Genomic DNA, 12,934 nt, shown 5'->3' on the forward strand with positions numbered 1-12,934 from the left:
CCAGTAGACGGACTGTCCGGACCGGACAGTTCAGCGGGTCCGGGGAGGTTTCGCGGCGGCCGCCTCCCCGGATTCCGTCAGTTTCGCTGGATGAGCCAGCCTCTGCCGTGCGCGCGCAACGCCAGCTCGTAGGTGGCGGCGGCGTCGATGCCCGGCGGCAGGTTTCCGCCCAGCTCCAGGCTCACCAGGCCGTGCGCGATGCCCCACATCGACATCGCGATCTGCTCGGGGTCCTCGTTCAGGAAGACCTTCCGCTCGATCGCCCGCCGCACCGTGTTGATCACCGGTGCGAACGTCCTGCCCGCCGCGCGGCTCATCGCCTTGGTCGGCTCGACGACCTTCGAGTAGAGCACCGAGTAGAACTGCGGGTCCGCGAGCGCGCTGCGCCGGTACGCCAGCCCGATCTGGACCAGGTCCTCGGCGGGGTCCTCGGTGACCGGCACCGCCGTGAGATGCGCGCCGAACCGGGCGAACGCCTCGTCGTAGAGCGCCTCGAGCAACGCCGGTTTTCCGCCGAAGAGGGAATAGACCGCGGTCGTCGAGGTGTTGACGTCGGTGGCGATCTTGCGCAGGCTCACCGCGTCGGGTCCCTCGCTGCTGAGCAGCTCGCCGGCCCGCTCGAGCAGACGCCGTCGCAGAGCGTCGTCGTGGGTCTTGGGCCGGGGCATCACGCAATCCTAACGGCCGCTGGTCTGAGTGGTATCAGATTGGTACCGTCCCTGCATGGCGATGACCTTGCGGTTGACCGACGAGGAGAACCACCGGCTCGCTGAACTGGCGCAGGCCGAGGGCCGCTCCAAGCAGGAGGTCGTGCGTCTCGCGATCGCGGACCGCTACCAGCGCATGCAGCAGGAAGAAAAGCTCGGCGAGGTCCTAGGGCGAGTCCTGCCGAAGTACCGAGGTCTTTTGGATAGGCTCGGATCTTCCTGAAACTGTCAGACCTCTGTGATCAACTGGGTGCCGTGATCTCCTACCTCGACGCCGGGGACCTCTTAGTGCTGGCCACGGCCGTGACCGGCGGCGATCTCGTCGTCCGGGACATCGGCCTGCTGGACACGGCGGCCTACCGTCCCCGCGCCACCGTGCTCGGCGTGGAGGCTTACGACACGCTGTGGTTGAAGTCCTCCGCCTTGCTCGACTCGATCGTGCGAACCCGCCCCCTGGTCGAGGGAAACTGGCGGCTCGGCTGGGTCTCGGCCGTCACGATGTGCGACATCAACGGCTACTGGATCGACGCGGACGAGGACGACGCGCTCGACCTCGTGCGAGCCCTGGGCCGCGACAAGATCGACGTCCCGGAGATGGCCGGCCATCTCGAAGCGTGGGGACTCCCGAAGGATTCCGCTTGACCTAGAGTGCACTCCAGGTCTTAGCGTCGAACTCGTGAGTTACTCGATAGCCCAAGCCGCGCAGCGCAGTGGGTTGTCCATCGACACCTTGCGCTACTACGAACGAATCGGGCTCGTCGACCCGCCCGCGCGAGATTCGGGTGGGCGTCGCAGCTACTCCGAGGAAGACCTGGGTTGGCTGGCCTTCGTGACGCGCCTGCGCACGACCGGCATGCCGATCCGCATGATGCGCGAGTTCGCGCAGCTCAGGCACCGCGGCGACCTGACGGCAGGTCGCCGCAAGCAGATCCTCGTCGAGCACCGCAGCGATGTCCGCGCTCGCATCGCGGAGCTGCAGACCTGTCTGGAAGTGCTCGACTACAAGATCGACCACTACGCGGTGGTCGAGCGGGACTTGGAGGCGACGGCGTGAGCCGTTTGTTGGGATCGTTGGAGGTCGGGCCGCAGGGCCTCGGCTGCATGGGAATGTCGGAGTTCTACGGCGTCGGCGACGAGTCGGAGTCGATCTCGGTGATCCACCGGGCTCTCGAGCTCGGCGTCACGCTGCTCGACACGGCCGACATGTACGGGCCGTACGTGAACGAGGAACTGGTGGGCCGCGCGATCGCGGGCCGTCGCTCGTCCGTCGTGCTGGCCACGAAGTTCGGCATCGTGCGCGAGGAGGGCGGTTCCCGCTCGATTCGCGGCGATCGCGACTACGTGCGGTCGTCGGTCGAGGGCTCGCTCAAGCGGCTCGGGACCGATGTGATCGACCTGTACTACCTGCACCGGGTGCCGGCTGACACGCCGATCGAGGAGACCGTCGGCGCGATGGCCGAGCTGGTCACCGAGGGCAAGGTGCGGTTCCTCGGCCTGTCCGAGGCCGGTGCCGCCACGCTGCGCCGGGCTCACGCGGTGCACCCGATCACGGCTCTGCAGAGCGAGTGGTCGCTGTGGTCGCGGGACATCGAGGCCGAGATCGTTCCGACGGCGCGCGAGCTGGGGATCGGGCTCGTGCCCTACTCGCCGCTCGGCCGTGGCGTGCTCACGGGCCGGTTCACGTCCGCCGCCGACTTCGGTGCGGGCGACTTCCGGGGCGTGGCTCAGCCGCGATTCTCGGGGTCGAACCTCGACACGAACCTGAAGATGGTCGAGGAGCTGCGCGCGCTGGCTGCTGATCGCGGCGTGACCGCTGGTCAGCTGGCCTTGGCGTGGGTGCAGCACCGCGGCGACGACGTCGTGCCGATTCCGGGTACCAAGCGGATCAAGTACCTGGAGGAGAACGTGGCGGCGGCTTCGCTGGAGCTGTCCGCTCACGATCTGGCCGCGATCGAGGCCGCCGTGCCCGCCTCGGCCGTCGCCGGAGATCGCTACCCGGACATGAGCTCCGTGGGTCGATAGAACATACGTTCGAAGATATCCCCAGGGTTGTCCACAGGTTGGGGACAAGAAGCTGTGGACAACCCTGGTTTCATGTGGACAACTGGGCCGCGACGGTGGCGCCGAGCTCCCAGCACGCCTCCAGGTCGGCCTTCTTCGGCTCACCCGTGACGACCACGTGCTGCGCCACCTTCTCCCAGGCCAAGCCGGTCGTGGCCGTCTCCACGCTGCGCACCGCACCCGTCGTGTCGTTGTTGCCGTGCACGTACAGCCCGAACGGCCGGCCCTGTGTGGAGTCCAGGCACGGGTAGTAGACGGTGTCGAAGAAGTGCTTCAACGCGCCGCTCATGTAGCCGAGGTTGGCGGGCGTGCCCAACAGGTAGCCGTCGGCCTCCAGGACATCCACAGCGGTTGTGGACAACGCGGCTCGGCGCACCACCTCGACGCCCTCGATCTCGGGTGTCGTCGCACCGGCGACGACGGCCTCGAACATGGCCTGCAGCGCGGGCGACGGCGTGTGGTGGACGATCAACAACCGCGCCATCAGTAGTCCATCTCGTAGTCGCCGGTCTTCGGCGGTGTGACCTTCACGCCGAGCGCGACCAGATGTGCGGTGGTGACCGACTCGACGGTGGAGTCCACCATGCCGAGCACCTCCTCGACGATGTCGAGGTGCGCCTTGCGCGACATCTCGTTCAACGCGGAGATCTCGTCCACCTTGGCGAGCACGCCGCTGCCCTCCAGCTTGCGGATGATCAAGCCGGCCTCGCCGAAGTTGCTCATCGGACCGGTGATGGCCGAGTTCGACGCGACCGTGGCGTTCAGCATCATCTTCATCGCCATGTTGGAGGCGAGGTCGACGCCGAAAGCCTTCAGCAGGCCGTCGCACAGTTGGACCTGATACTTCTTCATGTCGTCGCTGAACGCGCCGTAGAACATGTTGAGGCCGCGCCTGCTGGCCGGGTGTGCGTCGAGCACGGCCTGTGCGAGATCACGCCGCGTGTACTCCATGAGCGGCAACATAGATGACCATGACCCGCGCCTCCTACGACATTGTTGCCGCGAGCTACGCCCAGCTCATCCCGGACGCGCACGACGGCCGCCCGCTCGACGCCGCGATCATGCGGGCCTTCGCCGAGCTCACCGAAGGCCCGGTCGGCGACCTGGGCTGCGGTGCCGGCCGCATCACCCAGCACCTGCACGAGCTCGGCCTGGACGCGTTCGGCATCGACCTGTCCGACGGCATGCTCGACCAGGCGAGAAAGCTGTACCCGCACCTCACGTTCACCCAGGGCGACATCACGAAGCTGGACCTGGAGGACGACAGCCTCGGCGGCGCGGTCGTCTGGTACTCGACGGTCCACATGCCCGCGCAAGACGTGCCCTGGCAGGAGTTCCACCGCGTCGTGAAACCTGGCGGGTACCTGTTGCACGCCTTCAAGCTGGGCGATCTGAAGAAACCCCTGACCCACGCGTACGGCCACGACGTGGACCTTCACGTGTACTGGCACGACATCGACGAGACCGTGAGCAACGCGACCGCGGCCGGGTTCAACGAAGTGGCACGGCTGCAACGTCAGAAGGGTGTGGACGAAGGGGGACCGCAGGCGTTCTTGTTGCTCCGCAAACGGAACCCCGCGGCCTGACAGACGTCCTAGTGGGTGTACACAGGAGGGACCATGAAGACCACTGCCCTTATGACCACCAGTCCTCGCCAGCGTCGCATCACCTGGGGTTTCGGCCTTGCGATCGCCATCGGGATGATCGGCATCGGGCCCCTCTTCGCGTCGGTGTGGCCGGGGTTCGACCACAGCCCGTGGGACGTCAACACGATGTTGCTCGGACTCGGCGTGGGGCTCTGCACGATCGCGTACATCTTCGGTCGGATCGCCGTCGCGGCGGTCACCGAGGGGCGTCGCAACGCGATCGCCCCGCCGACCAGAAGGGCCTACTTCGTGGCCGGCGGGGGCTTCGCGCTCGCCGTGCTGTGCCTGATGATCGCGCTGGCTAGCTGACCAGCTCCGTCACCCGTTCACGCAACTCGGCCAACCGAGCCTTACCAGCGGCACGGGCGGACTCCAGTCCGTCCGTGACCGGCTCGACGACCTCGAGGTACGCCTTGAGCTTCGGCTCGGTGCCGGACGGCCGCACGATCACGCGCACGCCGTCCGCCGTCCAGCGCAGGACGTCCGCGCCGGGCAGCAGGTCTTCCGAGGCGAAGTCAGCGGGTGGGGTGGCGCGCAACCGCGCCATGGTCGCGCCGATCAGCGACAGATCGGTGTACCGCAAGGAGATCTGGTCGGTCAGGTGCAGGCCGTGGTCCAGCGCGAGCTGGTCCAGCGCGTCCAGCAACGTGCGGCCCGACGCCTTCAGGCCCGCTGCCAGATCCGCGGCCACGACGGCGGCCGAGATGCCGTCCTTGTCCGCCACGTGAGCGGGATCGACGCAGTTGCCGAGTGCTTCCTCGTAGGCGAACACCAGGCCCTCACCGGCCCGCGCCAGCCACTTGAAGCCGGTCAGCGTCTCCGCGTACCGGGCACCGTGCGCCGCCGCGATCGACTTCAACAGCGATGACGACACGATCGTCGTTGCCACCAACGGATCCGCGGACTCGGTGGTCGACAGCACGAGCGACCCGAGCAGCACGCCCGTCTCGTCGCCGCGCAACATCCGCCACGTCTCACCGTCCCGCACGCCCAGAGCACACCGGTCGGCGTCCGGGTCCAGAGCGATCGCCAGGTCCGCGTTCACCGACGCCGCAAGGGAAAGCAGCTCGTCGGACGCGCCGGGCTCCTCCGGGTTCGGGAACACCACGGTCGGGAAGTCCGGGTCCGGCACCGCCTGCGACCGCACCACGTGCACGTCGGTGAAACCGGCGCGCCGCAACGCTTCCACGGCGAACGCGCCACCGACGCCGTGCATCGGCGTCAACGCGATCTTCAGCGTCCTGGCCTGTCCGGACGGCAGCGACGCCACCCGTTCCAGGTAGGCGTCGATCTCGGCATCGGACACCGTCGAGTACGACGACGCACGAGGCACCGACACAGCGGCCGGAACAGCCTCGATCGCCTTCTCGATCTCCCCGTCCGACGGCGGCACGATCTGCGACCCGCCGGACAGGTACAGCTTGTACCCGTTGTCCGCGGGCGGGTTGTGCGACGCGGTGATCTGGATCCCCGCCACCGCACCGTGGTTGCGCACCAGGAAGGCCAGCACCGGCGTCGGCAACGGCCCTGGCAGCACGCGCACGTCGAAGCCCGCGGCCGCCATCACCTCGGCGGCGGCGGTGGCGAACTCCTCCGACCCGTGCCGGGCGTCGCGCCCGACGAACACCAGCCCGGAGGTCCCGAGCCACGACGCCAGACCGGCCGTCGTGCGGACCACCGTGGCCACGTTCATGCCGTTGGTGCCCGCCCGGACAGGCCCGCGCAGCCCGGCGGTGCCGAACGTCAGCGGCCCGGCCATGCGGTCTTGGAGATCCTCCAACGCGGCGGCGTCTCCGCCCATGGCCCGCGCCAGCACGCCCTGCAGCTCCTCGCGGTCAGCCGCGGAGGGGTCGTCAGCGATCCACCGGAACGTCGCGTCACGCAGTGCCGGCGTCAGGCTCATGCGCGGTCCACCAACTCACGCAGGAGCGTGCCCATGCGCTGAGCGGCGGCGGCACCGGCGTCCAGCACCTCCTGGTGGTTCAGCGGCTCACCGGTGATGCCCGCCGCGAGGTTCGTGACCAGCGACAGACCGAACACCTCGACACCTTCGGCGCGCGCGGCGATGGCCTCGTGCACGGTCGACATGCCGACCAGGTCCGCGCCCAGCGTGCGCAGCATCCGTATCTCGGCGGGCGTCTCGAAGTGCGGGCCCGGCAGACCTGCGTACACACCCTCTTCCAGCGACGAGTCGATCTCCTGCGCCAACTTGCGCAGCCGCGGCGAGTACAGGTCCGTCAGGTCCACGAACCGGGCGCCGACCAGCGGCGACAGCGAGGTCAGGTTGAGGTGGTCGGAGATCAGCACGGGCTGCCCGACCGACATGCCCTGGCGCAGGCCACCGGCCGCGTTGGTCAGGATGATCGTCGACACGCCGGCGGCAGCGGCCGTGCGCACGCCGTGGACGACCTTCTGCACGCCCTTGCCCTCGTAGCCGTGGGTGCGACCGAGGACGACGAGGACCTTCTTGCCGCCCACCTCGACGGAACGGATGGTGCCGCCGTGGCCGAGCGCGGTCGGCGCCTCGAAGCCCTCGAGCTCACCCACGGGGATTTCGGTGATCGCGTCGCCGATCACGTCGGCTGCGGGCCGCCAGCCGGAGCCGAGCACGATCGCGATGTCGTGCTTCGCCACGCCGGTGCGGCTCTGGATCTCTTCCGCGGCCTTGCCGGCCAGCTCTTCTGGAGTCACCGCGAGAGCTTAAACCGGGGCGAACGTCGAGGCGATCGCGTCGAACAGCCGCACCCGCGCCTCGTCCTGCTGTTCGGTCGGGACGATGACCTCGACCACCCACAGGTCGTTGCCGTACGGCAGCACGCGGGAGAAGTGCGACCGGCCCAGCGCTTCGGTCCCGTCACCCTCCACCGTCTTGTAGATGAACTGGATGCCGTCCTCGCTGCGCGGCCCGGGGAGGTTCGGTGTCAGCACCATGTCGCCGCCGAAGAAGCGGCTTGGCCACCGCGCCCGCACGCTGGACGTGTACGCGCTGATGGTCCGCTTCGGGTAGAAGTCGGGGAACCGCTGCACCGCGACCTCGTACGCACCTGTGTCGGACAGGAAGTGCACCACCGCCGACGCGGGCATCAGCTTGTCCGCAGCGCGCTGTTCGGCGTAGGTCGTCCAGCTCGCCTCGACGTTCAGCGTGAACTTCCCGCCCTGGTCACCGATCGCCGTCACGGCCGACGCGGTGCGCGGCTCGAGCTTCGCGGACGTGGGCAGGGTCGGCAGCGTCTGCAACGTCTGCTGGGTCGGCGGCAGCAACGGCGCCCCCGCCGCGAGCCGCGTCAGCGCGAACCCGCCACCCGAGCCCGCCGCGAACAACACCAGTGCCGCGACCAGCATGAACGTCGTGGCCACCCGTCCGCGCGGACGTCTGGACGTGATCGGCTTGGTGACCATGAACGGCAACGGGCCGGGGTCGTCGGCCAGCGGCGCGTCCGGTTCGATCTTCGGCTTCGGCCGCACGATCACCGGCAGCGGCACGGTCTCGCGCACCTCGAACGCGTCGGTGCCCGGTTCTGGCAGCAGCGGGTAGACCTGCTTGCGCACGTCGACCAGCGACATCCGCTCGCCCGGCTCCTTCTGCATCAGCCCGCTGATCACCTGCGAGAGCCGCCCGGCACCCGCGGGCACCGGCACGTCGCCGTGGATCACCGCGTTGATCGTCTGCATGACGTTCTTGCCCACGTACGGCGGCTCGCCGGCCATCGCGGCCCACATCGTCGCGCCCAGCGACCACCGGTCGGCGGCCTCGGAGACGTCACCGCCCTGAGCGACCTCGGGCGCGATGTAGGCGGGCGTGCCGAGCGTGATGCCGCGCGCGGTCATGGTGGCCTCGGCGACGTTGCGCGCGATGCCGAAGTCCGTGAGCTTCACGCGCCCGTCGTCGGCGATCAGCACGTTGCCCGGCTTCACGTCGCGGTGCGTGATGCCCGCCCGGTGCGCCGACGCCAGCGCCGCCGCGATCGCGTCCAGCACCGCCGCACCCTGCTTCTCGGTGAGGCAGCCCTGCTCCTGCAGCACCTCGCCGAGACTGCGCGACGGCACCAGTTCCATCACCACGTACGGGTCGCCGTCGTGCTGGACGACGTCGTAGAGCGTTACGAGGTTCGGGTGAGAGAGCGCGGCGACGGCCCGCGCCTCGCGCATGGTCCGTTCTCGCAGCTCGTCGGCGGCGATGTCCGGCATGCCGGGCGGCCGCAGGATCCCCTTGACCGCGACCTGCCGGCGCAGCACCTCGTCGTGAGCAGCCCAAACTGTGCCCATCGACCCTTGACCCAGCAGGTGCAGCAGCCGGTACCTAGCCGCGATCAAGCGCTCCTGGTCACCGTTCTCCACACCGTCATTCTTCCTGACACACTGACTGCATCGTTAACGGCGGTGAACCTCACATAGCCGTGTCGGTACTGGTCGGTAACACTGCAACGCATGATGGAGTTGGCCTTGCCCGCCGAATTCCGCCCGAACGAGTTCCCCTCGGCGTCGAGGGAACAGTGGCGAGAGCTGGTCGACGCCGTCCTTCGCAAGACCGGAGCGAGCTACGACTCGCTGGTCACGAAGACCTACGACGGCTTCGAGCTCCAGCCGCTGTACACGGTGGACGACGCGCTGCCTCCGTACGCGCTGGCGCCCGTGAAGCAGGGCTGGGACGTCCGCCAGCGCCACGCCGTGCCCGATCCGGTCGCGTTGATGAACGACCTCGAGGGCGGCGTCACCTCGCTGTGGCTCGCGCTGCCGGCTTCCTCTCTCGAACGCGTGCTCGACGGCGTCTACCTCGACCTCGCGCAGATCGTGCTGGACGGCGACGTCGAGGCTGCCCGAGCGATGCTGCGGATCTACGACCAGGCGCCGGTGCTCGCTTCCGAGGTGCGCGGCAACCTCGGGTTGGTGCCTTTCGGTCCTGCTCTCGACGTCATCAAGCAGGCTCGCGAGCAGTTCCCGTCGCTGCGGACCGTGGTGGTGGACGCGCTGCCGTTCCACGACGCGGGCGGCTCGGACTCCGAGGAGCTGGGCGCCTCGCTGGCCCTGGCGGTGTCGTACCTGCGGGCTCTGACCGACGCGGGCCTGCCGGTTTCGGATGCTTTCGCGCAGCTTGAATTCCGCTACGCCGCGACCGCCGACCAGTTCATGACCATCGCCAAGCTCCGCGCCGCCCGCCGCCTGTGGGCTCGCGTCGCAGAGGTGTCCGGCGTGGACGTTCCGCAGGTGCAGCACGCGGTGACGTCGTCGGCGATGATGACCCGCCGCGACCCGTGGGTGAACATGCTGCGCACCACGATCGCGACGCTGGCCGCCGGTCTCGGTGGCGCCGACGCGGTGACGGTGCAGCCGTTCGACGCCGCCATCGGGCTGCCGGACGAGTTCGCCCGGCGGGTCGCGCGCAACACGCAGAACCTGCTGCTGGAGGAGTCGCACCTCGGTGAGGTGATCGACCCCGCCGCCGGGTCCTGGTACGTGGAATCGCTGACGGACGAGCTGGCTGTTGCCGCTTGGGCCTGGTTCCAGGAGATCGAACGGGCGGGCGGTCTGCCTGCCGCTGGGCAGCTGGTCGCGTCCCGGATCGCGTCGACTTGGGCGGCGAGGTCGGCCCGGCTCGCTGACCGGAGTGACCCGATCACGGGTGTTAGCGAGTTTCCGAACCTGAACGAGAAGCCGGTCGTCCGCGAGCCCGCGCCTGTCCGCGAGACTGCTCCTGCCCGCGAGACCGCCGCCGACGCCTCCTCCGGAATCGATTCCGATTCGCAGGCCCCCTGGGGGGACGCACCCCCCATCCCAAGTTTCTCAGGCGGGTCTGACAATTTCGGGCTGCCGAGGGTTCGTTATGCACAGGCCTTCGAGGAGCTGCGCGACCTCGCCGACGCCCAGCCCGAACGCCCGCAGGTCTTCCTGGCCACCCTCGGCCCGGTGTCCGCGCACACCGCCCGAGCCACCTTCGCCGCGAACCTCTTCAACGCCGGCGGCTTCGCCACCCCGAACGCGGGCCCGACGAAGACCCCCGAAGACGTCGCGGAGAAGTTCAAGCAGTCCGGAGCCAAGTTCGCGGTCGTCTGCGGCAGCGACACCAGCTACGCCGACCAGGCCGTCGTCACCGTCGAAGCCCTGCGCAAAGCAGGCGCCGAGCGGGTACTCCTCGCAGGCAAGAAGAGCGAGGCCGAAGTCGACGGTTACGTCTACATGGGCTGCCCGGCGCTGGAAATTCTGAACAACACCTTCGAGTTCATGGGAGTGGAGCGATGATCCCCAACTTCGCGGACATCGACCTCGGCCCCCTCCCGTCGGCGAAGTACGAGACCGACCTGCCGGTGTGGGAGACGCCGGAGGGCATCGCGGTCAAGCCGGTCTACGGACCGTCCGATGTGGACGGACTGGACTTCCTCGAGACGTACCCTGGCGTCGCGCCGTTTCTGCGCGGCCCGTACCCCACGATGTACGTCAACCAGCCGTGGACCGTCAGGCAGTACGCGGGCTTCTCGACGGCCGAGGAGTCGAACGCCTTCTACCGCCGCAACCTCGCGGCGGGCCAGAAGGGCCTGTCAGTCGCCTTCGACCTGGCGACGCACCGCGGTTACGACTCGGACCACCCGCGCGTCGCCGGTGACGTCGGCATGGCGGGCGTGGCGATCGACTCGATCTACGACATGCGCACGCTGTTCGACGGCATCCCGCTGGACAAGATGTCCGTGTCGATGACGATGAACGGCGCGGTGCTGCCGATCCTGGCCCTGTTCGTGGTCGCGGCGGAGGAGCAGGGGGTGAAGCCGGAGCAGCTCATGGGGACCATCCAGAACGACATCCTCAAGGAGTTCATGGTCCGCAACACCTACATCTACCCGCCGCAGCCGTCGATGCGGATCATCTCCGACATCTTCAGCTTCACGAGCTCCCACATGCCGAAGTTCAACTCCATCTCGATCTCCGGCTACCACATGCAGGAGGCGGGAGCGACCGCCGACCTGGAGCTGGCCTACACGCTGGCGGACGGCGTCGAGTACATCCGCGCCGGCAAGGCCGCGGGCCTGGACGTGGACGCGTTCGCGCCGCGGCTCAGCTTCTTCTGGGCGGTCGGCATGAACTTCTTCATGGAGATCGCCAAGATGCGGGCCGCGCGCCTGCTCTGGGCGAAGCTCGTGCAGACCTTCGAGCCCAAGAGCCAGAAATCTCTCAGCCTCCGCACCCATTGCCAGACGAGCGGCTGGTCCCTGACCGCGCAGGACGTGTTCAACAACGTCGCGCGCACGTGCGTCGAGGCGATGGCGGCGACGCAGGGTCACACGCAGTCGTTGCACACCAACGCACTCGACGAGGCGCTGGCGCTGCCGACCGACTTCTCGGCCCGCATCGCGCGCAACACGCAGCTGCTGCTCCAGCAGGAGTCCGGCACCACGCGCGTGATCGACCCGTGGGGTGGCAGCGCGTACGTCGAGCGCCTCACCAACGAGCTCGCTAAGAAGGCGTGGGAGCACATCACCGAGGTCGAGAAGGCCGGCGGCATGGCCCGTGCGATCGACGAGGGCATTCCCAAGCTGCGCATCGAAGAGGCCGCGGCACGGACGCAGGCGCGCATCGACTCCGGCCGTCAGCCCGTCATCGGCGTCAACAAGTACCTGGTGACCAACGACGAGAAGATCGACGTCCTCAAGGTCGACAACGCGGGCGTGCGCGCCCAGCAGCTCGAAAAGCTGCGCAGGCTCAGGGAAGAGCGCGACCAGTCCGCTGTGGACAGTGCGCTCGAGCAGCTCACGAACGCCGCGACGGGTCACGGTAACCTGCTGGAGCTGGCGATCAACGCGGCCCGCGCGAAAGCGACGGTCGGGGAGATCTCCGAGTCGCTCGGCAAGGTGTGGGGGCGGCACAGCGCGCAGATCCGCACCATCACCGGGGTCTACCGGCAGGAGGTCGGCCAAGTGTCCAACGTGGACGCCTGCCGCGAGGTCGTCGAGGCGTTCGCGGAAGAAGAAGGACGCAGGCCGCGCATCCTGGTCGCCAAGATGGGGCAGGACGGGCACGACCGCGGCCAGAAGGTGATCGCGACGGCGTTCGCGGACCTCGGCTTCGACGTCGATGTCGGCCCGCTGTTCCAGACGCCGGAAGAGGTCGCGCGTCAGGCCGTCGAGGCCGACGTGCACATCGTCGGCGTGTCCTCGCTGGCAGCGGGCCACCTCACGCTCGTGCCGGCCCTCAAGGAAGAACTGACCAAGCTCGACCGCGCGGACATCATGATCGTCGTCGGTGGTGTGATCCCGCCGCAGGACTTCGACGAGCTGTACGCGGCGGGTGCGTCGGCGATCTTCCCGCCCGGCACGGTGATCGCGGACGCGGCCAAGGATTTGCTGGTGAAACTCGCGGACCAGCTCGGCCACCATGGTTAGTGCGATGACCACTGGCCTTCACCGGGTTCTTTTGGCGCCCAGCAGGGTCCCTCGCGGTGCCTCCCCCGCGCCCCCATATGCCCGATATGAGGGCGCGCAACGGCACGGTCTTGGCCCATTCGAACGGGGCGTACACCGAGTACGAACCGTC

General features: G+C 68.5%; 14 protein-coding genes. 8 read left to right on the plus strand and 6 right to left on the minus strand.

Going from position 1 to position 12,934, the window contains the following annotated elements; genetic code table 11:
- Positions 1–77 precede the first annotated feature (77 nt).
- Positions 78–668 carry a TetR/AcrR family transcriptional regulator gene (locus ABZ345_RS36005; RefSeq protein ID WP_359858918.1) on the minus strand — a complete coding sequence of 197 codons (591 nt, stop codon included), beginning with the start codon at positions 666–668 and terminating at the stop codon, positions 78–80.
- Positions 669–723: 55 nt separating this feature from the next.
- Between ABZ345_RS36005 and ABZ345_RS36010 the strand changes: the two genes are divergently transcribed.
- The 4 genes from ABZ345_RS36010 to ABZ345_RS36025 are packed head-to-tail and all read left to right on the plus strand — an operon-like array spanning position 724 to position 2,729.
- Positions 724–930 (plus strand): type II toxin-antitoxin system VapB family antitoxin, encoded by a 207-nt coding sequence (locus tag ABZ345_RS36010; RefSeq protein ID WP_045315411.1) that lies wholly within the window; start codon positions 724–726, stop codon positions 928–930.
- Positions 931–962: 32 nt separating this feature from the next.
- On the plus strand, positions 963–1,349 hold the full coding sequence (locus ABZ345_RS36015; protein WP_045315410.1) for a Fic family protein: 387 nt from the start codon (positions 963–965) through the stop codon (positions 1,347–1,349).
- Positions 1,350–1,383: 34 nt separating this feature from the next.
- A complete protein-coding gene (locus ABZ345_RS36020; protein ID WP_359858921.1) occupies positions 1,384–1,761 on the plus strand; it encodes a MerR family transcriptional regulator in 378 nt (125 codons plus the stop codon).
- A 47-nt stretch (positions 1,762–1,808) separates the two neighbouring features.
- Positions 1,809–2,729, plus strand: a complete 921-nt coding sequence (locus tag ABZ345_RS36025) for an aldo/keto reductase (protein ID WP_359858946.1) — start codon at positions 1,809–1,811, stop codon at positions 2,727–2,729.
- 70 nt (positions 2,730–2,799) lie between these two features.
- Here the strand turns inward: ABZ345_RS36025 and ABZ345_RS36030 are convergent, their stop codons facing one another.
- Positions 2,800–3,252: a flavodoxin family protein gene (locus ABZ345_RS36030; RefSeq protein ID WP_359858923.1), complete on the minus strand. Its 453-nt coding sequence runs from the start codon at positions 3,250–3,252 to the stop codon at positions 2,800–2,802.
- Positions 3,252–3,719, minus strand: a complete 468-nt coding sequence (locus ABZ345_RS36035) for a hypothetical protein (RefSeq protein ID WP_359858925.1) — start codon at positions 3,717–3,719, stop codon at positions 3,252–3,254. The genes ABZ345_RS36030 and ABZ345_RS36035 overlap by 1 nt, the downstream gene beginning before the upstream one ends.
- 20 nt (positions 3,720–3,739) lie before the next feature.
- Between ABZ345_RS36035 and ABZ345_RS36040 the strand changes: the two genes are divergently transcribed.
- Positions 3,740–4,354, plus strand: coding sequence for a class I SAM-dependent methyltransferase (locus ABZ345_RS36040; protein WP_359858927.1), 615 nt, complete (start codon positions 3,740–3,742; stop codon positions 4,352–4,354).
- 33 nt (positions 4,355–4,387) lie between these two features.
- Positions 4,388–4,723, plus strand: a complete 336-nt coding sequence (locus ABZ345_RS36045) for a hypothetical protein (RefSeq protein WP_359858928.1) — start codon at positions 4,388–4,390, stop codon at positions 4,721–4,723.
- Here the strand turns inward: ABZ345_RS36045 and ABZ345_RS36050 are convergent.
- From ABZ345_RS36050 to ABZ345_RS36060, 3 genes are read right to left on the minus strand one after another with little or no spacing between them, the layout of a single operon-like run.
- Positions 4,716–6,317 carry a phospho-sugar mutase gene (locus tag ABZ345_RS36050; protein WP_359858930.1) on the minus strand — a complete coding sequence of 534 codons (1,602 nt, stop codon included), beginning with the start codon at positions 6,315–6,317 and terminating at the stop codon, positions 4,716–4,718. The genes ABZ345_RS36045 and ABZ345_RS36050 overlap by 8 nt on opposite strands.
- On the minus strand, positions 6,314–7,105 hold the full coding sequence (locus ABZ345_RS36055) for a purine-nucleoside phosphorylase (RefSeq protein WP_359858932.1): 792 nt from the start codon (positions 7,103–7,105) through the stop codon (positions 6,314–6,316). Before ABZ345_RS36055 ends, ABZ345_RS36050 begins: the two co-directional genes overlap by 4 nt.
- A 9-nt stretch (positions 7,106–7,114) precedes the next feature.
- Complete coding sequence (locus ABZ345_RS36060; RefSeq protein WP_359858934.1) at positions 7,115–8,752, minus strand: serine/threonine-protein kinase; 1,638 nt, start codon at positions 8,750–8,752, stop codon at positions 7,115–7,117.
- A 90-nt stretch (positions 8,753–8,842) separates the two neighbouring features.
- On the opposite strand from ABZ345_RS36060, the gene ABZ345_RS36065 reads away from it, so the two are divergent.
- Together ABZ345_RS36065 and scpA are read left to right on the plus strand one after the other, a co-directional pair.
- On the plus strand, positions 8,843–10,651 hold the full coding sequence (locus ABZ345_RS36065) for a methylmalonyl-CoA mutase family protein (protein ID WP_359858936.1): 1,809 nt from the start codon (positions 8,843–8,845) through the stop codon (positions 10,649–10,651).
- Complete coding sequence (gene scpA / locus ABZ345_RS36070; RefSeq protein WP_359858938.1) at positions 10,648–12,783, plus strand: methylmalonyl-CoA mutase; 2,136 nt, start codon at positions 10,648–10,650, stop codon at positions 12,781–12,783. Before ABZ345_RS36065 ends, scpA begins: the two co-directional genes overlap by 4 nt.
- The last annotated feature ends 151 nt before the right edge of the window (positions 12,784–12,934 follow it).

It is taken from the genome of Lentzea sp. NPDC005914, assembly GCF_040629405.1.
Classification (GTDB): domain Bacteria; phylum Actinomycetota; class Actinomycetes; order Mycobacteriales; family Pseudonocardiaceae; genus Lentzea.

Excerpts from the sequence above, each read along its gene's own strand:
- ABZ345_RS36005 (WP_359858918.1), bottom strand. The coding sequence starts at position 668 with ATGCCCCGGCCCAAGACCCACGACGACGCTCTGCGACGGCGTCTGCTC.
- ABZ345_RS36010 (WP_045315411.1), top strand. The coding sequence starts at position 724 with ATGGCGATGACCTTGCGGTTGACCGACGAGGAGAACCACCGGCTCGCT.
- ABZ345_RS36025 (WP_359858946.1), top strand. The coding sequence starts at position 1,809 with ATGGGAATGTCGGAGTTCTACGGCGTCGGCGACGAGTCGGAGTCGATC.
- ABZ345_RS36030 (WP_359858923.1), bottom strand. The coding sequence starts at position 3,252 with ATGGCGCGGTTGTTGATCGTCCACCACACGCCGTCGCCCGCGCTGCAG.
- ABZ345_RS36035 (WP_359858925.1), bottom strand. The coding sequence starts at position 3,719 with ATGGAGTACACGCGGCGTGATCTCGCACAGGCCGTGCTCGACGCACAC.
- ABZ345_RS36040 (WP_359858927.1), top strand. The coding sequence starts at position 3,740 with ATGACCCGCGCCTCCTACGACATTGTTGCCGCGAGCTACGCCCAGCTC.
- ABZ345_RS36045 (WP_359858928.1), top strand. The coding sequence starts at position 4,388 with ATGAAGACCACTGCCCTTATGACCACCAGTCCTCGCCAGCGTCGCATC.
- ABZ345_RS36050 (WP_359858930.1), bottom strand. The coding sequence starts at position 6,317 with ATGAGCCTGACGCCGGCACTGCGTGACGCGACGTTCCGGTGGATCGCT.
- ABZ345_RS36065 (WP_359858936.1), top strand. The coding sequence starts at position 8,843 with ATGATGGAGTTGGCCTTGCCCGCCGAATTCCGCCCGAACGAGTTCCCC.
- scpA (WP_359858938.1), top strand. The coding sequence starts at position 10,648 with ATGATCCCCAACTTCGCGGACATCGACCTCGGCCCCCTCCCGTCGGCG.